General features: G+C 43.2%; 16 protein-coding genes. 8 read left to right on the forward strand and 8 right to left on the reverse strand.

Translation table 11 applies throughout. The features are described 5' to 3' along the window. Positions 1-137: 137 nt before the first annotated feature. A complete protein-coding gene (gppA, locus tag ACW689_RS17520) occupies positions 138-1,640 on the reverse strand; it encodes a guanosine-5'-triphosphate,3'-diphosphate diphosphatase (RefSeq protein ID WP_476293331.1) in 1,503 nt (500 codons plus the stop codon). Positions 1,641-1,685: 45 nt separating this feature from the next. After that, positions 1,686-2,957 carry an ATP-dependent RNA helicase RhlB gene (rhlB, locus tag ACW689_RS17525; protein ID WP_476293332.1) on the reverse strand — a complete coding sequence of 424 codons (1,272 nt, stop codon included), beginning with the start codon at positions 2,955-2,957 and terminating at the stop codon, positions 1,686-1,688. Positions 2,958-3,048: 91 nt separating this feature from the next. Here rhlB and trxA point away from each other — a divergent pair, with 91 nt between their 5' ends. From trxA to ACW689_RS17540, 3 genes are all read left to right on the forward strand, one after another. Next, a complete protein-coding gene (trxA, locus tag ACW689_RS17530) occupies positions 3,049-3,375 on the forward strand; it encodes a thioredoxin TrxA (protein WP_476293333.1) in 327 nt (108 codons plus the stop codon). A gap of 209 nt (positions 3,376-3,584) precedes the next feature. Continuing rightward, on the forward strand, positions 3,585-4,844 hold the full coding sequence (gene rho / locus ACW689_RS17535; RefSeq protein WP_476293334.1) for a transcription termination factor Rho: 1,260 nt from the start codon (positions 3,585-3,587) through the stop codon (positions 4,842-4,844). A gap of 122 nt (positions 4,845-4,966) precedes the next feature. After that, positions 4,967-6,223: a methyl-accepting chemotaxis protein gene (locus ACW689_RS17540; protein WP_476293335.1), complete on the forward strand. Its 1,257-nt coding sequence runs from the start codon at positions 4,967-4,969 to the stop codon at positions 6,221-6,223. Here the strand turns inward: ACW689_RS17540 and ACW689_RS17545 are convergent. Beyond that, on the reverse strand, positions 6,200-9,031 hold the full coding sequence (locus ACW689_RS17545) for a tetratricopeptide repeat-containing hybrid sensor histidine kinase/response regulator (protein ID WP_476293336.1): 2,832 nt from the start codon (positions 9,029-9,031) through the stop codon (positions 6,200-6,202). The two genes, ACW689_RS17540 and ACW689_RS17545, sit on opposite strands and share 24 nt — an antisense overlap. A 68-nt stretch (positions 9,032-9,099) precedes the next feature. On the opposite strand from ACW689_RS17545, the gene ACW689_RS17550 reads away from it, so the two are divergent. Continuing rightward, positions 9,100-9,684 carry a DNA-J related domain-containing protein gene (locus ACW689_RS17550; RefSeq protein ID WP_476293337.1) on the forward strand — a complete coding sequence of 195 codons (585 nt, stop codon included), beginning with the start codon at positions 9,100-9,102 and terminating at the stop codon, positions 9,682-9,684. Here ACW689_RS17550 and dbpA read toward each other — a convergent pair. Continuing rightward, positions 9,677-11,062 carry an ATP-dependent RNA helicase DbpA gene (gene dbpA, locus ACW689_RS17555; RefSeq protein WP_476293338.1) on the reverse strand — a complete coding sequence of 462 codons (1,386 nt, stop codon included), beginning with the start codon at positions 11,060-11,062 and terminating at the stop codon, positions 9,677-9,679. The two genes, ACW689_RS17550 and dbpA, sit on opposite strands and share 8 nt — an antisense overlap. Positions 11,063-11,217: 155 nt before the next feature. Between dbpA and ACW689_RS17560 the strand changes: the two genes are divergently transcribed. Further along, positions 11,218-12,606 carry a M20/M25/M40 family metallo-hydrolase gene (locus ACW689_RS17560; protein WP_476293339.1) on the forward strand — a complete coding sequence of 463 codons (1,389 nt, stop codon included), beginning with the start codon at positions 11,218-11,220 and terminating at the stop codon, positions 12,604-12,606. Positions 12,607-12,677: 71 nt separating this feature from the next. Here ACW689_RS17560 and ACW689_RS17565 read toward each other — a convergent pair whose 3' ends face one another. The 3 genes from ACW689_RS17565 to ACW689_RS17575 form a co-directional block, all read right to left on the reverse strand. After that, entirely contained in the window at positions 12,678-15,077 is a 2,400-nt protein-coding gene (locus ACW689_RS17565) for an ABC transporter permease (RefSeq protein WP_476293340.1), read from the reverse strand. Position 15,078: 1 nt separating this feature from the next. Further along, the gene (locus ACW689_RS17570) at positions 15,079-15,780 is read right to left on the reverse strand and encodes an ABC transporter ATP-binding protein (protein WP_476293341.1); all 702 of its coding nucleotides are present in this window, start codon (positions 15,778-15,780) and stop codon (positions 15,079-15,081) included. Positions 15,781-15,852: 72 nt separating this feature from the next. Beyond that, positions 15,853-17,109 (reverse strand): efflux RND transporter periplasmic adaptor subunit, encoded by a 1,257-nt coding sequence (locus ACW689_RS17575; protein WP_476293342.1) that lies wholly within the window; start codon positions 17,107-17,109, stop codon positions 15,853-15,855. A 237-nt stretch (positions 17,110-17,346) separates the two neighbouring features. Between ACW689_RS17575 and ACW689_RS17580 the strand changes: the two genes are divergently transcribed. The 3 genes from ACW689_RS17580 (at position 17,347) to ACW689_RS17590 (ending at position 20,987) form a co-directional block, all read left to right on the forward strand. Beyond that, positions 17,347-18,747: a sigma-54-dependent transcriptional regulator gene (locus ACW689_RS17580; protein ID WP_476293343.1), complete on the forward strand. Its 1,401-nt coding sequence runs from the start codon at positions 17,347-17,349 to the stop codon at positions 18,745-18,747. Next, the gene (locus ACW689_RS17585) at positions 18,744-20,075 is read left to right on the forward strand and encodes a sensor histidine kinase (RefSeq protein ID WP_476293345.1); all 1,332 of its coding nucleotides are present in this window, start codon (positions 18,744-18,746) and stop codon (positions 20,073-20,075) included. The genes ACW689_RS17580 and ACW689_RS17585 overlap by 4 nt, the downstream gene beginning before the upstream one ends. Before the next feature lie 78 nt (positions 20,076-20,153). Continuing rightward, the gene (locus ACW689_RS17590) at positions 20,154-20,987 is read left to right on the forward strand and encodes a tetratricopeptide repeat protein (protein ID WP_476293346.1); all 834 of its coding nucleotides are present in this window, start codon (positions 20,154-20,156) and stop codon (positions 20,985-20,987) included. Here the strand turns inward: ACW689_RS17590 and ACW689_RS17595 are convergent. Next, positions 20,955-23,540 carry a sensor domain-containing protein gene (locus ACW689_RS17595; RefSeq protein ID WP_476293347.1) on the reverse strand — a complete coding sequence of 862 codons (2,586 nt, stop codon included), beginning with the start codon at positions 23,538-23,540 and terminating at the stop codon, positions 20,955-20,957. The genes ACW689_RS17590 and ACW689_RS17595 overlap by 33 nt on opposite strands. Positions 23,541-23,738: the final 198 nt, after the last annotated feature.

Here is a 23,738-nt window from a genome sequence, read left to right on the forward strand (position 1 = left end):
GTCGCATTATAGGGCGGCGAATTAAAAGCGCAAGCGTTTTTTAGAAAATTTCTGAAGAAAAGTGATAAAAATGGATTGTTCGCGTGATTTTTGAACGAAACGGCTATTTCTGGTAATTTTATATACAAATAGAGCGCTTAAAAGCGCTCTATTTGTATATCCCAACCGATTTTGCATTGATAATGTGCTTCTTGCTCTATCTCACTTTCCATTAGAGGGTGATTAGTTAGCCATTCAGCTTCAAAGCCCAATATCAGTTTATCGTGTTTGTCCGATGTGATTGTTACGGGTGGTGCAACATCATCTTGACGGCGCATGGATAAGATCACGGCAAGACGAATTATACGTGTCAAACGTTGTGCGAGTACATTGTTTGAACCTAGGCTAGTGTACTGCTTTAAACTCAGATCAGAGCGATGAGATGCTGTCAACAAAACAATCAGCTGCTTTTCCGTCTTAGAGTACCCCGGCATACCCGTGTGGCTCAATATATAAGCACTGTGCTTATGGTATAGCTTGTAGTCAACGATTAATCCAATCTCGTGCACATAAGAAACTGCATTGAGTATTTTCTTCGCAGCATCAATATCAAGTTGCCAAACGTCACTGAGTTGGTTCGCTAGTAATAGGCTTTGCTCAGATACATAACTCGCTTGTTGCTTATCCACGTGATATCTGTCTGAAAAACTATCCAGTGTTCGCTTACAAATATCGGAGTTATGTAGCTCCGGGATCATGCTATAAAGCACACCTTCTCTCAATGCACCTCCAGCCAACCCCATTTGCGTAATATGTAGTGACTCAAAAAGCGCTATTAAAATAGCCAACCCAGAAACAAAAACTAAACGACGCTCTTCGCTTAACCCAGGTAAAGCAAGTTCGGCGATGGTATGACATGCAATTGCTTGGCTCTGGATCTCTTTGAGTTTAGCAAGAGTAAGCATATCGCTTTGACCATCTGCTGAGAGGATCTCTTGAATTGCTTGTACAGTGCCTGAAGCTCCAATGGCAAGTTCCCATCCCATATTGATAAAATCGTTCTGGATAGGTTTAATGATTGCTTTTGCTGCCGATACTGCGTGTGCAAAGTTGGCTTTGCTTAATAGTCCATCACTGAAGTGAGTTTCTAAATAAGTCACACACCCCATATTGAGGCTTTTATAAAGAAGCGCATCGAACCCTTTACCAATGACTACCTCAGTACTAGCTCCACCGATATCGATGACCAATTGACGCCCTTGGCAAGCTGACGTATGTGCAACCCCTTTATATATAGTTTTTGCTTCCAACTCGCCGCTGATCACATTAATTTTATGATGCAAGATCTGTTCGGCTCGTTCCTTAAACTCTTCAGCGTTCATAGCCAAGCGAAGTGTAGCTGTAGCAACAATGCTAATATTTTGCTTTGGAATATCTTGTAAACGCTCTGCAAAAAGTGCCAAACATTCCCAGCCTCTTTGCATCGCTTCTTGTGATAAAACGTTGTTTTGATCCAAACCAGCCGCTAAACGTACCTTTCGCTTTACCCGACCGATAGTATGAACGCCGCCCGCCACATGTCTTGCGATTAACATGTGGAAGCTGTTAGAGCCCAGATCAATAACAGCAAACACATCGCTTTGAGGAATTTTTTGCCCCACTACATTAAACCTCTAGTAACAACTACCAATGTACTCGTTCTTCACTTAATTAGAACGTTGCTTTTGGTAACTACCTTGACGACGTCCGTTGTTACGGTTGCGTGGTCCAGACGAGTAGTTCCTTTTTCTTTGCATATTAGGCTTAGTTAAGTCTTCTAGCAATGCAGACTTGTCATAATGAGACAAAGGTATGGCATGCTCTATATATGATTCTATTTCATGTAAATTATACGCATATTGCTCACACGCGAAACTAATCGCATGTCCTGATGCTCCAGCACGGCCCGTACGACCAATGCGGTGAACATAATCCTCACAGTCATCTGGTAAGTCAAAGTTAAACACGTGACTAACTTCTGGTATATGCAGACCTCTTGCCGCAACGTCAGTCGCAACTAGAAAATCCACCTCACCTTTAGTGAACTGCGCGAGAATGCTTTGACGTTTTTTCTGATTTACGTCACCTGTGAGTAATCCAACTCGGTGACCATCCGCCTTCATCCACGCGTATACATTTTCACAACTTTGTTTGGTGTTTGCGAAAATAATCGCTTTTTCAGGCCACTCTTCTTCAACTAATGTAAGTAAAAGGGGTATTTTGTCATCGTGAGATGGGTGGAATAACTCTTCTTGAATACGCTTACCCGTTTTTACATCCGGTTCAATCTGCACATGCTCAGGGTTAGTCATATGTTCAAATGCTAACTCTTGCACTCGATACGACAACGTTGCCGAGAACAATAGGTTTAAACGCTCTGACGTCTCTGGCATTCGATTAAACAAGTAACGAATGTCTTTAATAAAGCCAAGATCGAACATACGATCCGCTTCATCAAGTACCACAACTTCAATCTCATTAAGGCTATACGCGCCTTGTTTATAAAAATCGATTAATCGCCCTGTCGTGCCAATTAAAATATCTACGCCATTTTCAAGTTGTGCACGTTGTTTTTCATACTCTTCGCCACCATATACTAAACCTAGTTTAAGATCACAGTGTGGCGCAATAATTTTTGCATCTTTATGTATCTGAATCGCCAGCTCTCTTGTAGGAGCCATGATCAGTGCCCTTGGTTGCTTTCTGGAAGCCCCTTCTGATTGTAACAAACGGTGGCAAGTGGCTGTTAAAAAAGCCAATGTTTTGCCTGTGCCCGTTTGTGCTTGGCCCGCAATGTCTCGGCCATCAACAACAAAAGGTAAACACTTTGCTTGGATTGGCGTGCAATATTCAAAGCCATTCGCAGTTAAACCGGCGACCACTTCCGGTGCTAAAGCAAAGTCAGAAAATTTTTTATTGGTCAAATGTGTCTTAGTCATAGCGATAAAGCATAACGTTTAAACTTGCAATAAGAAACAAGAGTGTTTAAATACGCATTAAATAATTAGCCTAATTCTAACGGAGAGCGCAATGAGCGACAAAATTATTCAACTTACCGACGACAGCTTTGAAGCAGACGTACTGAAATCTGATCAGCCTGTACTTGTGGATTTCTGGGCTGAATGGTGTGGTCCTTGTAAGATGATCGCCCCAATTCTTAACGAAGTGGCAGACGAGTTCGATGGCCGTGTGACAATTGGTAAACTGAACATTGACCAAAATGCTGGTACTCCACCTAAGTTTGGTATTCGTGGCATCCCAACATTACTACTATTCAAAGATGGTAATGTTGCAGCTACTAAAGTAGGTGCGTTGTCTAAAACTCAACTTGTTGAGTTCCTAGAAAACCACATCTAAAGTGTTTGTATACACATCCGTCAGACACAACTGGCGGGTGTGTATTACAGAAAATTCAAGTAAATTTGGATTTTTGACACAAAATTTGTATAAAGACTGGACGGCCAGCGGCCTACCTGCTAACTTATATCACCACTAACCTTTAGCTTTATCAAATCAACCTCTCTCGTATAGACGAGAATGACAATTGTAATAAAGAACCCACCAATATGCATTTACGCGAACTGAAAGACAAGTCAATCAACGAACTTGTAAAACTAGCTGAGTCTATGGGACTCGAAAACGTAGCACGTCTAAGAAAACAAGACATTATTTTTGCCATTTTGAAAGCCCACGCTAAAAGTGGTGAAAACATTTACGGCGGCGGTGTTTTAGAAATTCTACAAGATGGCTTCGGCTTTTTGCGCTCATCAGAAGCGTCTTACTTAGCTGGCCCAGACGATATTTATGTTTCTCCAAGCCAGATCCGACGCTTTAGCATGCGCACCGGCGACACCATCAGTGGTCTTATTCGTCCACCTAAAGATGGTGAACGCTACTTTGCGTTATTGAAAGTCAACGAGGTTAATTTCGATAAACCTGAAAACTCTCGTACTAAGATTTTGTTTGAAAACTTAACGCCAATTCATGCTAACGAACGTTTTGTTATGGAACGTGGTAATGGCAGTACGGAAGATATTACTGCGCGAGTATTGGACCTAGCTTCACCAATTGGTAAAGGCCAACGTGCACTGATCGTTGCACCGCCAAAAGCGGGTAAAACGATGTTACTGCAAAATATCGCTCAGTCGATCACGTATAACAACCCTGATGCTACCTTGATGGTATTGCTTATCGACGAACGTCCTGAAGAGGTAACGGAGATGCAACGCCTAGTTAAGGGTGAAGTGATAGCATCGACCTTTGATGAGCCAGCAAACCGTCACGTACAAGTTGCAGAAATGGTGATTGAGAAAGCCAAGCGCTTAGTTGAGCATAAGAAAGATGTAGTCATTCTACTCGACTCAATCACACGTTTAGCCCGTGCTTACAACACGGTGATCCCTTCTTCAGGTAAAGTATTGACGGGTGGTGTTGACGCCAACGCGCTGCACAAGCCAAAACGCTTCTTTGGTGCAGCACGTAACGTGGAAGAAGGTGGTAGCTTAACCATCATCGCTACAGCCCTTATCGATACTGGTTCTAAGATGGATGAAGTTATCTACGAAGAGTTTAAAGGTACAGGTAACATGGAATTACATCTTAACCGTAAGATTGCTGAAAAACGTGTATTCCCTGCTATCGACTTTAACCGCTCAGGTACTCGTCGTGAAGAGTTGCTTACTAAACCAGACGAGCTTCAAAAGATGTGGATTTTACGCAAGATTGTCCATGAAATGTCAGAAATTGATGCAATGGAATTCCTCATTGACAAGCTTTCAATGAGCAAAACTAACGACGAATTTTTCGACTTAATGCGTCGTAAGTAATGATTTTATTACTAAAAAAAGCCTGCTTATGCAGGCTTTCTTATTGTCCCACATTTGGCGATGCATCATTTATAAACTATACATAGAAGATCTAATCTTCAATTAAAGTATCCTTGTTTACAATGAAACACTGGCAACCTCTTTTACTCGCATGCACAGTTAACACGGTGATTATTTTAGGAATCGCCTTTTCATTTTCTCTAAGCGTATTGATTACCTCTTTATTCGTAGTAACGACCAATATCGTTATTCTCGCATTCGCTCTCTACGGTCAACATCGTGATGCTAAGGCGCCTTACCTTGATGAGTTATTGCATGCATTAGTGCAAGAAAACAATATAGATCTGACCTTCCGTTTTGATGAGTTAGATAAAAGTACGCCCGCAACTTGCCTTGCTTTAAACGCCAGTCTTGCCACTATAGAGCACATCATTGGTGAAATTCACGCATCGTCAGCTAGGTTATCACCCATGGCTGATAATCTAAGAGATACCTATGCGTCGATGACGCAAAAAGCATCCATTCAATATACGCATGGGCAAGATCTTGCCACATCAATTAATCGTATGTTGGAAGTCTCAAAAGAGTTAGATGAGAATTTAGAAAAAATATATCACTCGGTCGAAAATGCAACCCTCGCGGTTAAGAAAACCAGACAGGACACCGACCGCAGTCAGGATAGTTTATTGGGCCTTGTTAAAAATATAGAGCAAACCAGCACGCAAATCGAGAGTTTAAAAGCCGATAGTGATGCGATAAGTTCGGTCATTGAGGTCATTAACTCTATCGCAGAGCAAACTAATTTACTTGCGCTCAATGCGGCAATTGAAGCTGCTAGAGCGGGAGAGCAAGGACGAGGGTTTGCAGTCGTTGCGGATGAAGTCAGAAGCCTTGCTGCAAGAACAAGTCAATCGACACAACAAGTACGGGACATGGTTACAAAAATCCAAGCGGGCACTGATAACACGCATAAACTAATGCAAGATGCACTAACTAAAACTGAGCAAACGGTTTCTTTATCTGAAGCGTCAACTAAAGAAATGGATCAAATTGAAAAAGCGATGATTGAAGTCAATGACATGTCGCACAGTATTCAAGGACAAGTCGAACAACAAAAACTTGTATCAGACGAGGCACAAAGCTGTATTGAATCTATGGTCGAGTTGAATTCTGATGCGCTATCCAGTTCAAAGATCCAAGCAGTGTCCAGCAGTGACTTACTGAATCTTGCTTTGACAATTCATGAAAAACTCTCGCTATTCAAAGTCGACCAACCTCCTGTTGATGTTTCGCAGCGAGACGCCAAGCCGACTATAGTACCCTCTGAGCAAGCCAATAATAATGGTAATGATGACTCAACTAGCATCGAGCTCTTCTGATAGGCCAATGTAATTCAGCTCGTCGCATAAAATAAGATACAGGTGCTCAGCCTGTTTGAATTCCTTTTTAATCAGCATTCTTTCTAGTTGTCGTGAAGTGTTCGCCAGTGAAGAAAATTCAAAGGTACTCGCAGCACCGGACAAACGATGACACACTTTTTGTACTTGTAACCAATCTTTACGCTCCCACAACTCAATAAGCTCATCACGCTCGCTAGGTAATGACGATGCAAAACTAGCCACCAAATCGCTCATATCAATAGAATGATGCTCTGCTTGTGTCACATCCCCTAAATGCTTATGTAGTATCTTATGAAGAACCTTGGTATCCAGTGGTTTGCCTAAATGCCCATAAAAGCCAGCATCCAAATATGACTGGATCTCATGCTCCATAACGTTAGCTGTCAATGCATAAACAGGCTGCTCAAAGCCAGACTGAAGAAGCAAGTTCAATGCCTCAACACCATCCATAATGGGCATTTGAATATCCATGAGTACCACATCAGGATATTCCATAAGACACATCTCCACGGCTTCTTTACCATTTCTCGCTGCTACCACTTCAAGTCCTAACCGCTTCAAAATGCGTTCAAATAATGCTCTGTTATCATCATGGTCTTCAGCTATGAGTACCTTGCCATGAGCTAAAGCGACTGGTGTGACTACTTCTAACGGCACTGCATTTTCCACCATTTTCGCAGAGCAAGGCACAAAAATAGAAAACTCACTACCCACGCCAAGTTCGCTTTTGACGCTAATACTGCCTCCCATCATCTCTGTTAATTGCTGAGACAGACACAACCCAAGACCCGAACCGCCAAATCGGCGCGTAATGCTATTATCCCCTTGCTGGAAGCTTTCAAAAACGCGTCCTAGCTGCTCTTGGCTCATACCAATTCCAGTATCTATTACTTTAAAAACAATCCCTGCTGGCTGGCTCTCAATATGCAGTGTTACACGACCACGTTCGGTAAACTTAACCGCATTCCCGAGCAAATTAATCAGCACCTGCTTCAAACGCATATAGTCTAAATTAATTGTGAGCGCTGGCTCAAAGTCACCATGTATGTTGAAGTTGAGCCCTTTACTCTGACATGCATTTTTAAACATACCATTGATATCGTCTAACAAGGTTTGCAAAGTAAAATCACTGTACTCAAGCTCAAAACGTTGTGCTTCAATACGACTGAGGTCAAGTACGTCGCTAACAAGTTCTTTTAAATGTTTTCCTTGCCTTTGGATAACCCCTAATGAATCTTTTAATGCCTGATTAGTACCATGCTCATACAGCATGGCTTCAGCTTGACCAATAATGGATGTCAAAGGCGTGCGGATCTCATGACTTATATTCGCTAAAAATTGATTCTTCACTTGGCTGGCTTCTCTGAGTTCATCCGCTACGCGCTGTAATTCAGCTGTTCGCTCAGCCACTTTCTCTTTCAGTTGCACCTTGGCATTTTTTTCAGCCTGTTTGAAATACAAGCTAACCACTGCAATAAACAGCGACAAAACCACCATGGCACTCAGCCAAATAACTTGCTCTCTTTTGTCAATTTGCAACGCTTGAAATGCCTGCTTTTGCTTTAACTCGGCGATCTCTCGGTTTAGTTCTGCTGCTTCAATACGATTTTGGTAATCGACCATTTTCGCCAATACATTTTCATTCAAGAATTCGTATTGCTGAGTTTTGAAACGGTTGAAATTCCTTATCGACTCCTCGTATTCGCCCAACCCAGCTTGTACCAACGCTAAAGTTGCGAGTTCATCAGGTTCAACTTCTCCGGCACCCAATGTTTGGGCGAGTGACAACGATTCATCAACCATTTGTTTAGCACGTACTAAATCGCCTTTCACAAAATAGGCTTTGGCTAAAGGAAGCAGTGCCTGCATTTTTCCTGATAAATTGGAAATTTTTTCAGCATAATACAATGCGAAATTCGCTTCTTTTTGTGCTTGTTCAAAGTCCCCTTGCGCAATGCTGATATTGGCGAGATAGGCGTATTGCGCCATTAATTTATCGGTATCATTCTTAGATTGGTAGTACTCAAGTGCCGCTTGAAAATGATGCCTAGCCTTATCATTTTCACCTTTATGATTGAGTAACTTCCCCATGAACGAATGTGCAATAGCCATGCCCTCACCATCATTCAGGTTGGCCAACATCTTGAGTACGGAAACAAGCATTTCTTCTGCAATATCATATCGGTACTGCTTTATATACAAACCTGACATATTGAGTAATATATCCGCTTGATCCTGTAGTCTGCCGTGTTTCTGATACAGATTTTGCGCTTCACTATAATGATAAATAGCGCGCTCTAACTCATTGGTATTGATATAGGAAAGTCCCAAGTTGTTATGCATATCTGCTTGCTCTAGAGGCTTTTTTCGCGCCGAAGCTAATTTAAGTGCTTCTAAATATTGCTCAATGGCCGATATGTATCTGCCTTGATGAAAGGTATTAATTGCCAGTAATTTCACCGCAAAAAAATGCTCATCACTATGGGGGCTGCTGGCATATTCTTGCTGCATAATCTTGAGATAATGCTCTGAGGAAACAAAATCATCTCGAATAAAGGCTGCTTTGGCTAAAGCAGTCAATAATTCAAAACGTAACTCTGGTGTGAGTTGTGGATGAGCAAGAAATTTCTGCCCAGATGAAGAAATGTCTTCCCAACTTTGGCCTTCATCTAGTTGTGCTATTTGTGTCGCCAAGCCTGTAGACGAGTCACTCGCAGATGCAGGAAATGCTAACGCTATGTAAATTAAGGTGTATATTAATACAACAGAGAATATTCTCTTGATCATCCCTGGATCTCGCCACTTAAAACTAAAAAATGCTATGCTGAAGATACACTAACTCAACTGGTGGAACAATGCTCAACCCGCTTCTAGACGCCATTTTCATTGCCATATCGGATAAACAGCAACACAAAATCCATAGCCTTGCAGCCACGTTAAACGGTGAAAATAAGTTACCTCAACTTGATAGCAATCCAAGTAAAAACTTGTTCAAACGTAATTTTATGATCATGAATGCATTATTTCAGTTACAAGATGATTTACTCAAAGATGGATTAGCTTTAACTGTGTCATCCATGCACATTCAGTTACAAGAGACAGCTAACGATATGCTGTCTATTGATAACCCATTGCGTGATTATTATTTAGATTGGCAAAACTACGATACAAGCGAAGATGAAATACAAGCGTTGTTGGATAGCTTTTGGTGCATATACACCAAGAATGCACCTGCCGAGCAAGTGTCAGAAGCACAAATAAAACACATCTGTCAGCGTTGGCAATTAAGCTACCCGTATTGTGCACAGCAGTTAAAAAAGCAGTGGCGTCATCAAGCGCTGGCACAACACCCTGATAAGCTAGGTGGCTGCGCGGCGCGCTTCGTGCAACTCAAACAAGATTATGAATTGCTCAAAGCACACCTATTCGCAATTAGCTAACTCGGCGAACTCTGAACTTACGGCCTTTGAGCTTGCCTTCGCTCAGCTTTCTGAATGCAGGCTTTGACGCATCGCGGGCAACGGCAACATAAGCGCAGTTATCAAGCACATTGATTTTACCAATTTGTGCAAAAGCAATACCTTGCTCACCCGTTAAACCACCAACGATATCACCCGGGCGGACTTTTTGCTTTTTACCACCATCAATCTGTAAAGTAACCATCTCTGGCTTGTATGGCGGTTTATCCAATAAACTCAAAGAAGGCGTTGGTGAAGGTGTAAAGTCACGATCGTACACATCACCAATCTGGGCCAGTTTGAACGCTTCGTTTTCGCCATAAATAGAACACGCCAAACCCTTTTTACCACCACGGCCTGTGCGCCCCACGCGGTGGACATGAGTTTGTGCATCATGGGCGAGATGATAGTTGATCACCATATCCATATCATCAATATCCAGACCTCGGGCGGCAACATCTGTCGCGACCAAAATCGATGCACTCTTATTAGCGAAACGGATCAAAGTCTGTTCACGTTCGCGCTGCTCCAAATCACCATGCAAAGCAACCGTATTAAAACCAGCGGCTTTAAGCTCATCACACACTTTCTGCGTCTCGACTTTGGTATTACAAAATACCACACAGCTTTGCGGTTTATGTTGCAGCAGTAATAGACGTAGCGTATTGAAACGCAGCTTATTATTATCTAGCTTGAAAAATAACTGCTTGATACTGGTATTGACCGTTTGTTCTTCAACTTTCACCATTGCAGGCTCACGCATAACGCGCTGCGCTATTTCTTCAATACGCTTTTGGTAGGTTGCACTAAACAGCAGAGTTTGTCTTTCTTTTGGTAAATACGACACTATGTTATCTAATGCATCTGCAAAGCCCATGTCTAACATTTGATCCGCTTCATCGAGCACTAAACTAGAGACTTCTGTCAAATTCAAAGTACCTTTAAATAGGTGATCTTCAACACGCCCTGGCGTACCTACAATGATGTGTGCACCATGTTCAAGGGAGCCAATTTGTGGACCGATTGGAACTCCACCACACAAAGTAAGAATTTTAATATTATGAATGCCACGAGCTAACTTACGCATTTCAGTAGCGACTTGTTCAGCTAATTCTCGGGTCGGACACAACACCAAGCCTTGCACTCGGTAACGCGCTACATTTAAACGAGATAAAACGCCTAAACTAAAAGCGACGGTTTTACCCGAACCGGTTTTTGCTTGTGCTATCACATCTTTGCCAGATAACACCACGGGCAAACTCTGCGCCTGTATCGGTGTCATGCTCTTAAAGCCTAAATCGTTTAGTGTTTCTAAATATTCCTGGGCTAAAGGTAAGGAGTTAAAAGCCGTTGTACTCATGTGTCATCTCGAAGAACTAAATTAATCGGCATTTTAGCAGAATTAGCGTCTGTCGAGTATGTAAAAGCGTATAGATTTTGTCCCATTTACTTGGTCAACTGAAAAATAAATGCAACACTATTGCCCTCGTTTTATTTCCATCAGCCAAGGACATTATGAAAAAACTACTGATAGCGTTATGTGCACTCATGCCTTTATCAAGCATGGCGCAATCTCCTGAGTTTACCGAAACACAGTTACAACAAGTTCAGCAGGTCAGAAAGGCTGCGCTCAATAGTGATCTAAGCTGGCAAATCCTTGAGTCATTGACCACTGAAGTTGGACCGCGTTTGCCTGGCAGTGCGAATGATAAAAAGGCTGTCGAATGGGCCAAACAGCAATTCAAACAGTTAGGTTTCGATAATGTATGGGCGGAACCGGCAACGTTTCCTCATTGGCGTCGCTATCAAGAGTCGGGCAAAATCATAACACCAAGTGAGCAACCTCTGCACATCACCGCACTAGGTAACAGTGTGAGTACAGCGAAATCTGGTATTACTGGCGAAGTCGTGATGTTTGAAACCCTAGATGAGCTTATTGCCGCCCCCGAAAACAGCCTGACAGGCAAAATTGCGTTTATTAATTATCGTATGAACCGTCATATAGATGGTAACGGTTATGGTCCTGCCGTGCGTGCTCGCAACAGTGGTGCTGTCGAAGCGGCTAAAAAAGGGGCGATGGCCTACATGATGCGCTCGGTCAGTACCAGCCATCATCGTTTTGCACATACGGGCAACAGCCGCTACCAAGAAGGGGTTAGCAAAATACCTAACACAGCGATTGCGAATCCAGATGCAGATCAAATTGCACGCCTAATCAGCTTAGGTGAAACAGTTTCAGTAAACATCAATGTACAAACGGAAGATCTTGGTGAGGGTATCAGCTACAACGTAATTGGAGAAATAAAAGGTACTGAGTTTCCAGAGCAATACGTGTTAATTGGTGGCCACTTGGATTCTTGGGATCTCGGTACAGGTGCGCTTGATGATGGTGCAGGCGTGGCGCTAACCATGGCTGCGGCAAAACACATTCGAGACATAGCCCGCCCAAAACGTAGTATTCGTGTGGTGTTATTTGCCGCTGAAGAGCTAGGGCTTTGGGGTGCAAAGGCATATTTTAAACAACACGCGAAAGAACTCGATCACATTGTTGCCGCAGCGGAATCTGACTTTGGTGCCGATTTTGTTTATGGCTTTGAGTCTCACGTTAGTGCACAAGCGCTGCCCGTTGTGCGAGCCATAGCAAAAGAATTGGCCCCTTTAAACATCTCTTATATTGGTGCAAATAATGCGCATGGTGGTCCCGATCTTATCCCATTACGTCGCGCAATCAGTGCACCTATTTTCGCACTACATCAAGATGGCCGTGACTATTTTGATTATCACCATACTGCCGACGACACACTCGATAAGGTTGAGCCTAAAAAACTAAAACAAAATACCGCCGCGTATGCGGTCTTCGCAATGATGGCTGCGAATGCCAAGACAACCATGACTGGCAAATAATGACTTAGAATAGGGTCACTGCAAGGTGACCCTATTGCATTTCATCACCCAGTTTTTATGAAGTATAGGTATTATTCATAGCGTAAAATCAGTGACGGGCGAGTACTAGCTGTTTTATATGCCAAACTCGCTACCGTTAACCAAGTGATCCCAGCCACAACCAAAGCAGCAACAGCATATATCCACCATGATTGAACGACTCGGTCATTAAAGTTAGATAGCCACTGCTCCAAAAACCAATAAGTTAACGGGTAAGCAATGATCACACTCAGCCCCACCAGCCATAAAAACTCTTTCGCCAGCAAGTTTATCAAACTGAAGCGCGAAGCGCCCAGCACCTTGCGCATGGCCACTTCTTTTTGTCTACGCAATGCAGAAAAAGAAGCCAAACCAAAGGTACCCAATATCGTTAGAAATATGGCCAGACTAGAGAACAATAGCACCACATCAGACACCCTTTGGTCACCTTTGAGCAATGCGCTGAAACTCTCAGTTAAAAGCTCAATTTGTGGCTCATATACACCATGATCCAAAGCTAGAATATGGCCTAGCTGTGATTTAATGTAAGGTAAGTTTTGCTGCTCCACTTTCAGTATCACATCGGCCGTCGGCACGAGTGTCATCCCACACAAGAAGAAGATATTTGAATACTCTTCTTTCATATTGCCTATTTTCACATCGGCCACAACACCCACAACTTTCATACGCATTCCGCGACCTTGATCAGAGATAACCTTGCCAATGATCTGTGCGTTATCTTCAAAACCAGCTTGGCGTACAACCGACTCTGTAACGATAGCGCCCATATGCGCTAACCCCTCTTCACGCGATACCCAATCAGATGCATAAGATTCACTAAAATCACGACCAGCCAAAAGCTGTAATCCAAGCCCGTCCACAATACCAAACCCAGTACCAACAAATGGCACTACTCCTTCTGTTGTTTCACCATTTGGCCAAGTCGGTTTAACCGATGCATTAATGGATGAGGTGAGTTTAGTATCTACAATCGTAACGCCTTTTACACCGTCAATCGCCTGCAACTTATTAACTAGCGCACTCGGCTGCTTGCTCAGCACCAAGTCGATGGGAAGCTGTGAAACCACCAACTGATGTGCTTTGCTAAACCCAAGTGGCAAGCTTTGCAAATGTGCTAACTGTTGCTGCAATGTCACTGAAGCAATAATCAATGCTATAGAGAGCGAAGCTTGCAATGTAAGTAAGCTCTTACGTACAAATATGGCAGTACTACCACGCTGTAAGTCACCACTGAGTACCCTTTTAGCACTAAATGCGCAGATGAATAAAGCGGGGTATAAGCCCGAGACTAACCCTACCGTGAGTGCAACAACAACGAGTATCACGCTATATGATGAGGCGTAGTTGAAAGTCAATTCACGGTCAACCAACATATTAAAACTTGGCAATGTCAGCTCAACAATACAACTAGCAATTAGCATCGCAAGTAAGGAGACCATTACCGACTCAGACAAAAATTGAGTCACTAACTGGCTTTTACTCGCGCCCAGAGCCTTACGTACCCCCACCTCTTTTGCACGCTTAGTTGATTGCGCAATCGACATATTTATAAAATTAAACGCAGCCACTAACACTAATAACACACTTAAACCAAGACAGATATTCACTGCTTGTTTGGTGCCACCGGCTTTCATTTCAAAAGGAGATTTTGCATTTAAGTGCAAGTCGAGTAGCGGATGTAATTCAACTCGAAGTAAGCCCTTAAATTCACCTGTATAGTTACGCTCTGTTAAATGCTGCTCAATCACACTGATATCTGCACCATCCACTAGTTTGAGATAAACGTAGTGATTCTGCATGTCAAAGTTATTCAGATCTTGTTTTTGGTAAGCCAAACTTTTAAAGGCAAAATGCGTATTTTCGGGTAAATCAGCAAACACGGCATAAACCGTATAGTTGCCATTGGCATGGTTTAAGGTTTCCCCTACCACGTTCAATTTACCAAAAATACGTTGTGCTTCAGACTGATTCAATGCGATACCACCTGGTGTACTTAAGGCTTGTGCTAAATCGCCATACAGTGTCGAAATTGACATAAAATCATGAATATTAGCCGATGCACTGTAAAGTCCCTCTAATTTGTAGCCTTGACCGCGATATTGTACATCTGTGGCTACCTCAGAACTCGAGTCATGCGAAAGCATGGTGAGCGCAAATATATCATCAACTTGATTCAGCTCTAGCGCCTGCAGCCCCCTTGCATAGTTAAAAATGGGAATAACTGAAAGCCCTATTTTTCTGTAATCTTGTGCAATACGATAAATATTTTCAGCATCAGGATGCTGGCTATCGTATGACAATTCATTTTTTGCAAATAGTGCCACCATCACGGCTGCCGCCAGCCCAACACTGAGGCCTAGTAAATTCAAGATAAAATGCTGTTTTTGCGTTTTAAAGGCACGTAAAGCCGTTACCAAGTAATTTCCAAACATACTAGGCCACCCCGCTCATGTGTTGAACTGAATTAGCCTTATCGATCAGGACTTGTCCATCCAGTAAACGTACAAGGCGGTCTGCATACGCCCCTTCTTTTTCCGAGTGCGTCACCATGATCACGGTCGTGCCCTCGCGATTTAGCTCTCTGAGCATGGCCATCACTTCATCGCCATTTTTTGAATCCAAGTTACCTGTAGGTTCATCGGCCAATACCAATTTAGGATTGATCACGAGCGCACGCGCAACCGCTACCCGCTGTTGCTGGCCCCCTGACAATTGCTGTGGGAGATGGTCCGCTCTATGATCAATGGCAACACGCTTTAGCATACTGTCTACTCGCTGCTTACGCTCAGACCTAGAAATGTTGAGATACTGTAGAGGTAATTCCACATTTTCATACACTGTCAATTCGTCAATTAAATTAAAGCTTTGGAATACAAACCCGATTGATGACTTTCTGAGCTGAGCAAGCTGCTTTTCGCTATAACCCGCAATATCAATTCCTGCAAACTCGTAGCCACCGGATGTAGGTGAGTCCAACATGCCCAAAATTGACAACAAGGTTGACTTACCGCAACCCGATGGCCCCATAATCGCGAGAAATTCACCTTCATTGACCTTCAAGTTGATGTGATTAAGCGCCGTAGTTTCAACGTCTGTGGTGCGAAATACGCGGCATAAATCAGTTAAATTGATCATCTTATTCTTCCTTCTAATTCTTGTTTTTAAATTGTGCTATTGCCGGCATTAATTAGCCTCAGCAGAGGTTAACTAGTTGAAGCTCACTTTTTGTGCTTTATCAAAGCTGGCGTAGCTTGACGTGATCACACGATCACCAGCCTGTAAGCCATTGACGATTTCAAAATAGCTTGAGTTTTTCTTACCTAACGTCACATCTTTACGTACCGCACTTTGTCCGTCTTGGCTCAGCACATAAACCCAATTCCCGCCACTGTTACTAAAAAATGCTCCTCGCTCTAGGAGCAAAGCATGTGCTTTATCACCACCCAACATCAGCTCAATATCAACGCTCTGACCACGTTTTATATGGCTCACCTCATTTGGTAAGTCTACTTCGATGCGAAACTGTGATTGCGATACGCGACTATCGACCTTACTGACTGAAGCATGGTAAGTGGTACCAGCCAGTTCTAGCCTCACTGGCATCTCAAGTTGTACTTGGCTAAGGTAAAACTCATCTAAACGCACCACTAATTTATATTCATCTGGAATATCAATCTGACCTAACCGAGCACCCCGAGCCTTCGACTCACCCATCTCTACATCAAGCTCACTCAAATAGCCTGATACGGGGGCGGATACTAATAGGTTGTCTAAATTATTGCGCGCAAACTGGAGGTTCTTTTGTAACATCGCCGCACTGTCCTCTAACTGCGCAATTTGCACTTTGCGAATACTGCTCTCTTGCGCTTGACGCTCTAGAGTAAGCTCTTTTCTTGCTTTGTAATACGTTAAGTCGTTTTCGATTTCGGTGAGCGTATCTTGAGCCATCATATTTTTCGCAACCAATGCGCTAGACTGTTTAAAACGACGCTCTAGATGCTTGATCTGTAGTTCTATTTCAAGTAAATCTCGGCGTAAGTTCAAACGATTCGTTTCCATGTTCATTTGTGTATTGCGCAAGAAGTTAAGTTGCTCCGTCACTTGTGCTTCCCGACTCATTACATCAAGCTGCAAACTGGTATTGCTCAAGCGTACAAGAGGCTGCCCTTTTTCCACATACTCACCTTGCTCAACCAAACGCTCCTCAACTTGACCGCCAGCGATGGTATCAAGATAAACAGTTGTTTTGGGTACAACCTGTCCTCGCAGTCGCAGCGCATCTACAAATGTACCTTGATGCACTGTACTGATGGTCACACTCGTTTTATCTAAGCGTTGCATACGACCTTGAGATTGGCTTTGACTAAAGCCATATGTCAACGCGGTTGCACCCAGTGCAACTGCAACAATAGCCGCAGTTTTTAACTGTCTCAGTTTATTTGACTTGGCTATTTTCCTATCCATATTCACCACTCCCCGTCATTTTTAGCGAACCGTTGTAATACGATTGATAGGAAAGGAATATCAAGTCTTGTGCCAGAAATAAAAAGCTATATTTTCAAACACTTAAAAATATAATTAAATCAAAGTGTCCATTAATAGAACACTTTCATAAAGTCCAAGTGCCCATTAATGGACATGAATGCAATAGACTCAAAACAACGAAGTGCGTTAAGCTAAAAGAAAAATAAGAGATAGAGTGTGAGCAATAAACAGCAAGGGGCAATTTTAGTCGTTGATGACAATCCAGACATTTTAATCGCAGCCAAATTGCTACTTAAACAGCACTATCAAACAGTAAAAACCACAGATAACCCTTTTGATATTGAAGATATTATCAAGGCTAACAGCATCAATGTGATCCTACTTGATATGAACTTTAGTCTTGACGCCATTAGCGGCCAAGAAGGCTTTTACTGGCTGAAAAAAATTCTGGCACAAGATGCAAGCATCGTTGTGTTGCTCATGACAGCATATAGCGATATTCAATTAGCGGTTGAAGCCATCAAAGCGGGTGCCGCTGATTTCATTGCCAAACCTTGGCAAAATGACCAATTACTTGGCGCTATCACGGCTGCCTTTGCACACGCCAAAGACAAGCAGCAAGTCAGTCAACTCTCTCGACAAACACGAGGCCTCAATCAAGCACTCAAACAATCCGCTTCAAGGCCAACATTTGACTTTTTAGGTCAAAGCCGTGCAATGCAAGAAGTGTTTGCAACTATCCAAAAAGCGGCGAAAACCGATGCCAATATCCTGATCACAGGAGAAAGCGGCACAGGCAAAGAACTCGCAGCGCATGCAATCCACCAAGCAAGTTTAAGAAGCGACGGCGCACTGATCAGCTTAGATATGGGCGCAATGACCAACACCTTGTTTGCGAGCGAACTGTTTGGCCATAAAAAAGGAGCTTTTACCGATGCTAAAGCGGACAAAATGGGACGTTTTGAGCTTGCCAATGGGGGCACCTTATTTTTAGATGAACTGACCAATTTACCGTTGACTCATCAGGCATCACTATTAGCCGCTTTGCAAAACCGCCAAATCACCCCTGTTGGCGGTACAAAGCCTATCAATGTCGATATTCGTTTAATCTGCGCCACTAACGATAACTTACATGATGCCGTCAACGAAGGGCGATTTCGCCAAGATTTACTATTTAGAATAAACACGGTGGAAATACGTCTTCCTGCATTGCGAGACAGGATAGAAGACATTCCTTTACTTGCGGATTATTACCTCAAACATTTTTGTCAAAAATATAAGCGCACTCTCACTATTCTCCCCCAAGATATGCAAGCACTGTGTCACTATAAATGGCCCGGAAACGTGAGAGAGCTCGCTCATGCCATTGAACGTGCCGTCATTTTAAGTGATGGTGCCGTTTTGGATATCGGCAGTGTTGTGGGCGCACAGGAAACACTTTCACCAGCATCTTGTAATACTGACAGCGATTTTGACACGTTTAATCTTGAGACTTTAGAGCAGCGGGCGGTGCGCGCTGCACTAACTCATTATCAAGGTAACGTCAGCCATGCAGCTAAAGCGTTAGGTTTAACGCGTGGTGCGATGTATCGTCGCTTAGAGAAGTATGGCCTATGACGTTTACACACAGAATGAGTACACCGACCATTAAGCTCACAGCCTTACTAAGCGCTTTAATTTTATGTATTTTTGCGCTTTCTTATTTGTATATACAAGCCAGTGTCAGCGCATTTTGGTTACTATTCACCTTGATATTGGTCACAATTATAAGTGCCATATTTAACTTATTCAAACAGCAACAAAAACAACTTACCTCGGTTATCAACGCGTTAGCAAACGGTGATAGCACACTTGGCCTCAGTCATGATCACCCACTGCGACAACAAATCGAACGTGTAAAAACACAGATGCAAAGCGCACGCTATAGCGCACAGCAGCAAGCCCAGTTTTTACAAACACTCTTAGTCCATATCGATCTTGCTGTATTGGTGTGTGATGCCCAAGGAAAAGTCATTGAATCTAATCCAGCCGTTGCAAAACTGCTGGGGACACCGGTTCGTCACCTATCTGACATTGAGCCTATCGGTGCCTTGATACTGGCAACCGACACACATCTGCGAAGTTGTGCACAGTGGCAACGGGGAGAACAGCAAGACACCTTGTCTATACAAGTGAGTGTTACCCAGATCCAAGGTCAGTTGACGCGTATTGTAACGCTACAGTCTATTCATGGAGCGCTACTCAGCAAAGAGCAACAGGCTTATAAACGCCTAACTCAGGTGCTGACACATGAAGTGGCTAATTCAATTACGCCATTAGCCTCTATTGCAAACACTTGTACGAACTTGTTGCCCAACTCACTCACGTTTAACGATGAAGAGGATAAAGACGATCTTCGTTTAGCTCTCAATACTCTGGCATCACGTACCAAGCATCTAGGTGAATTTATCGATAACTTTAGACAAGTAAGCGCGTTGCCTTCCCCTAACTTAGCGCTAAACGATCTCGGCTTGGTACTTGAACAATCGCTTTTGTTACATCAGAGTCAATTGAGTCTTGCCCAAATTCAGTTCGAACTGCATATCAAAACCGCTCAGAATGCCTTGATAGATAAAGGCCAGATTGAGCAAGTGCTCATTAACTTGCTAAAGAACGCCATTGAAGCAGTTAACTCAACTTCCCACGAAAACACACTTACCGTCCCCATGATCACCCTCACTTTGGGACAAAACGAGACGCAGCAGGTATTTATAGAAATAGCCAACACTGGACCTAGTATCCCCGACCATGTTATTGATATGATATTCGTTCCTTTTTTTACCACCAAACAGCATGGCTCAGGGATAGGCTTGAGTTTGAGTCGACAGATAATGATTAACCATGGTGGTGAGCTAGTGTATGTGAAGCGAGCAACAGGCGCTTGTTTTCGCTGCATCTTTGGCTGAGTGATGGAGATATACCTCGCCCTTCATCAAAGACTAAATATAACAACACATTCAGTTGTCTATACAAGGAGTTTGCACATGTCACGTACCGATAATATATCACCACTTATGCGTTTAATGTTTTCGATACATCATTTCATCGAGACCGTGCTAATCAAATTTAAAACCCAAACTATCATTGCCAGCATCTTAATATGCATCGCATACCTTATTCAGCAACATTATCAAACCCACGAGCAACAACAAGCCATACTCAATGCGCCGCTTCAACACGATGTGTGGATATTAAATATGGGTCACTTTCAAGCACAACGAAAATACCAAGCGCAATACCGTGTAGTACAAGTGCTGAGCGTGAACGAAGAACACGTTGAGTTATTGCAGGGCAATTTTACTTACCGAAAATTACGTGGTGCGGAGCGTGCTATCAAACTCGACTCACTGATGTTAGACAGCTATTTTAGAACGCAAACCTTAAAGTTGCAGCGAAACAAACTCGCTGACCATTTTGCGCAGCAAGCAATTGTTGATGTGTACCGTCCAAATGATATTTATGTGCTCGGTGGTATAGTAAAAAGACGCGCCATACCGAGTGCCATCAATTCGAATATCCGTACCAAGGTAGCACTGAACCCTCACAACAATGACGCCATCGCACTTTTTAGACAGGGTGATTTACCTGAGGCTCGGGCGCAGTTTTTATTGGCAGCACAACAAGGCGATAGCTGGGGCCAATATAACCTAGCGGGCATGTTAGAAAATGGTCAAGGTGGCGAACAAGACTTATCACAAGCTATCCATTGGTTAAGGCAATCAGCACAACAGCAAAATCCCAAAGCAAAATTCGCACTAAAGCAATTGTGTCAAATACACACTCAATTATGTGAAATCGACCCCATGCGCAGCCACTAGATACTGCTCAAATGCATCTGAATTAATCGGCTTGCTATGCAAATAGCCTTGGGTGTAGTCGCAATCTAATTCTTTGAGTAGGGTTAATTGCGCTTGTGTTTCAACTCCTTCGGCGACAACACTCAAGTGCAAATTAGTCGCCATGGAAATAATCGCACTCACCATCGCGCGATCCTCTGCATCTTCAGGCAAGTCTTTAATAAACTCTTTATCTATCTTAAGCTTGGATAACGGGAAACGCTTTAAATAACTCAACGAAGAGTATCCCGTACCAAAGTCATCTATGGCCAATTCCACGCCCATGTCACGAAGTGCGCGTAACTGCCTTAAAATATGATCAGAGTTATCGGCCAACACGTTTTCAGTGATCTCTATGGTCAAACATTGACTGGGGAGGCCCGTTTCTCGCAACACGGCACTAACTAGGGCTGAAATATCTTGGCGCTTAAACTGCGTGCTAGACACATTGACACTAATGAAAAACGGCGCATCCAGTCTATCGCACCAACTTTTTGCCTGTGAGCAAGCTTGATACAACACCCACTCGCCCATCGCTAAAATAAGGCCGAGCTCCTCACTGATCGGAATAAACTCCGAAGGAGGCACTAATCCCAAAGATTCACTGTGCCAACGAAGCAAAGCTTCAGCGCCCACTACCTGTCCCGCTTTATCATGAAGTGGTTGATAGGCAAGCGATAGCTCTTTATTAATTAACGCCTTGTGAAGCGCCCCTTCCAGCTGACTGCGTGCTTTGGCATTTTCATGCATCGCTGAAGTGTAAAATTGAAAGCAATTACGACCGTGTTCTTTGGCTTTATACATGGCACTATCTGCATTTCGCAGCAGTACCTTTCGGCTACTACCATCGTCAGGGTAAAAAGTGATCCCCATGCTGCCAGAAACAAAAGCCTCATGCCCTTCTAACACAAACTGACTACTTAACTGGTGTAAAATCTTATTGGCAATTTTTTCGACATCACTTACTTGCTTAATATCATGAAGTAAAATGGCAAACTCATCGCCACCCAATCTAGCGACCGTATCGCTACTGCGTGTACAATCTTGAATTCGCTGTGCCGCCTCAATAAGCAGTAAATCACCAATATGGTGGCCCAAGGTATCGTTCACCGCTTTAAAGCGATCTAGATCGATAAAACAAATGGCCAAACGCGTGCCATGTTCTTTTGCATCCTCAAGAGCAACATCAAACTTTTCGTGATAGTGATGGCGGTTAGCAAGGCCAGTCAAAGTATCAAAATTAGCTTGCTGCCACATCAGTTGTTCATGGTGTTTGCGTGACGTAATATCGTTGAACAAGGCAACATACATTTCTATCTCACCTTTTAGGTCAAAGACGGCCGATACTTGCAACCAGCTCGGATACACCTCACCATTTTTGCGTCGATTCCAAATTTCCCCTTCCCAGTGCCCTCGCTCATTCAGCGCCTGATAAAGCGTACCAAAAAACGCGCTATTATGGTGACCGGAATTAAACATGGAAGGCGACTGGCCCAGCACTTCAGCAATGCTAAAGCCAGTGATCTCAGTAAAGGCACGATTGACCATTTGAATGCGGTTGTCTCTGTCTGACACCAACACCCCTTCACTGGTGGTTTCAAATACCTTACTGGCCAAACGCTGCTGTTTCTCAACTTCCAAACGCTCAGTAACATCTTGCAGCAAATACACATAACCCAGTAGTTGATTACTTGCATCCTGCACAGGGGTTTTCGTCACACTAAAAGTGCGTACCACCTCGGACAGCGTCATGGGTATATTTTCGTGATGACAACTGGACTGGGTCACACAAGAGGCCTCACCTAATAACGTGCTAATTGGTCCACCCAAAAGGTCTGAAAAGTGGCTAAAAGTGTTTGATACACCTTGGTTAGCGGAGCGAATTTTGCCATGTTCGTCGGTAAATATCAGCAAGTCTTCAATGCTATTGAAAATGGCGCTCAAGCGCGCACCTTGCGCCTCTGTCCGGCGCTTGGCTTTGCGCAAACGCACCAATAATACACTCAATGCAACACTAAAAATCAACAGAATGACTATCACCAACACGAGCAACAACTGCCGGATGTCATTGACCTCTTGTATTTCTTTGGTTTGCAGCGCGACTTGCTCTTCTAAGTTATTTTGGTAATACCACAAGGAGTCTTGTAACGCGCGTTGTGCACTGATGTCATGGATCACAGAAAGCAGCTGAGTTTCACCCGTATCATCCACAAAGGGCGTTGAATAGACACTCACGGTACGTAACGAATCATCCGCCAATTTATGTCTAAAAATAAAATAATTGCGTCCTTCTTCCATTGCCAAGGCGCGTTCTTGTGCCACCTGCTCAGGGTTGAGCTGATTAATCTCTTGAATACGCATAGTATGAAGTGCATCACGGGAATAACCATAAAACCGCGTCGCAGCCTTATTCGCAGCGATTATTTTCCCCGATTGCGGATTAATGATCATCATCACAGCACTATGCTCAGCAAACGCGATATCGTCTTTAGAAAAAGCAAACGATGCGCCGCTGATAATTGATGTACATAGCATTATTATTTTTATAATCTGCAAACCCACTACCACCACTGATTTAAAGGCGTAGGAACGACTATAGAGCAAAGCGCCCTCTTTGAAAACAGACTAAACACCTAAGTATTGCACAATATCAAATAACTGGCCTAATGTGTTTAGCTCCGAACTCGAATCACTGCCCATTTTAAAATGAGCTTGATATACTGACGCCAAACT

This window comes from Pseudoalteromonas sp. ABE4_541 (assembly GCF_056312285.1).

Excerpts from the sequence above, each read along its gene's own strand:
- rhlB (WP_476293332.1), bottom strand. The coding sequence starts at position 2,957 with ATGACTAAGACACATTTGACCAATAAAAAATTTTCTGACTTTGCTTTA.
- trxA (WP_476293333.1), top strand. The coding sequence starts at position 3,049 with ATGAGCGACAAAATTATTCAACTTACCGACGACAGCTTTGAAGCAGAC.
- rho (WP_476293334.1), top strand. The coding sequence starts at position 3,585 with ATGCATTTACGCGAACTGAAAGACAAGTCAATCAACGAACTTGTAAAA.
- ACW689_RS17540 (WP_476293335.1), top strand. The coding sequence starts at position 4,967 with ATGAAACACTGGCAACCTCTTTTACTCGCATGCACAGTTAACACGGTG.
- ACW689_RS17545 (WP_476293336.1), bottom strand. The coding sequence starts at position 9,031 with ATGATCAAGAGAATATTCTCTGTTGTATTAATATACACCTTAATTTAC.
- ACW689_RS17550 (WP_476293337.1), top strand. The coding sequence starts at position 9,100 with ATGCTCAACCCGCTTCTAGACGCCATTTTCATTGCCATATCGGATAAA.
- dbpA (WP_476293338.1), bottom strand. The coding sequence starts at position 11,062 with ATGAGTACAACGGCTTTTAACTCCTTACCTTTAGCCCAGGAATATTTA.
- ACW689_RS17560 (WP_476293339.1), top strand. The coding sequence starts at position 11,218 with ATGAAAAAACTACTGATAGCGTTATGTGCACTCATGCCTTTATCAAGC.
- ACW689_RS17565 (WP_476293340.1), bottom strand. The coding sequence starts at position 15,077 with ATGTTTGGAAATTACTTGGTAACGGCTTTACGTGCCTTTAAAACGCAA.
- ACW689_RS17570 (WP_476293341.1), bottom strand. The coding sequence starts at position 15,780 with ATGATCAATTTAACTGATTTATGCCGCGTATTTCGCACCACAGACGTT.
- ACW689_RS17575 (WP_476293342.1), bottom strand. The coding sequence starts at position 17,109 with ATGGATAGGAAAATAGCCAAGTCAAATAAACTGAGACAGTTAAAAACT.
- ACW689_RS17585 (WP_476293345.1), top strand. The coding sequence starts at position 18,744 with ATGACGTTTACACACAGAATGAGTACACCGACCATTAAGCTCACAGCC.
- ACW689_RS17590 (WP_476293346.1), top strand. The coding sequence starts at position 20,154 with ATGTCACGTACCGATAATATATCACCACTTATGCGTTTAATGTTTTCG.
- ACW689_RS17595 (WP_476293347.1), bottom strand. The coding sequence starts at position 23,540 with ATGCTATGTACATCAATTATCAGCGGCGCATCGTTTGCTTTTTCTAAA.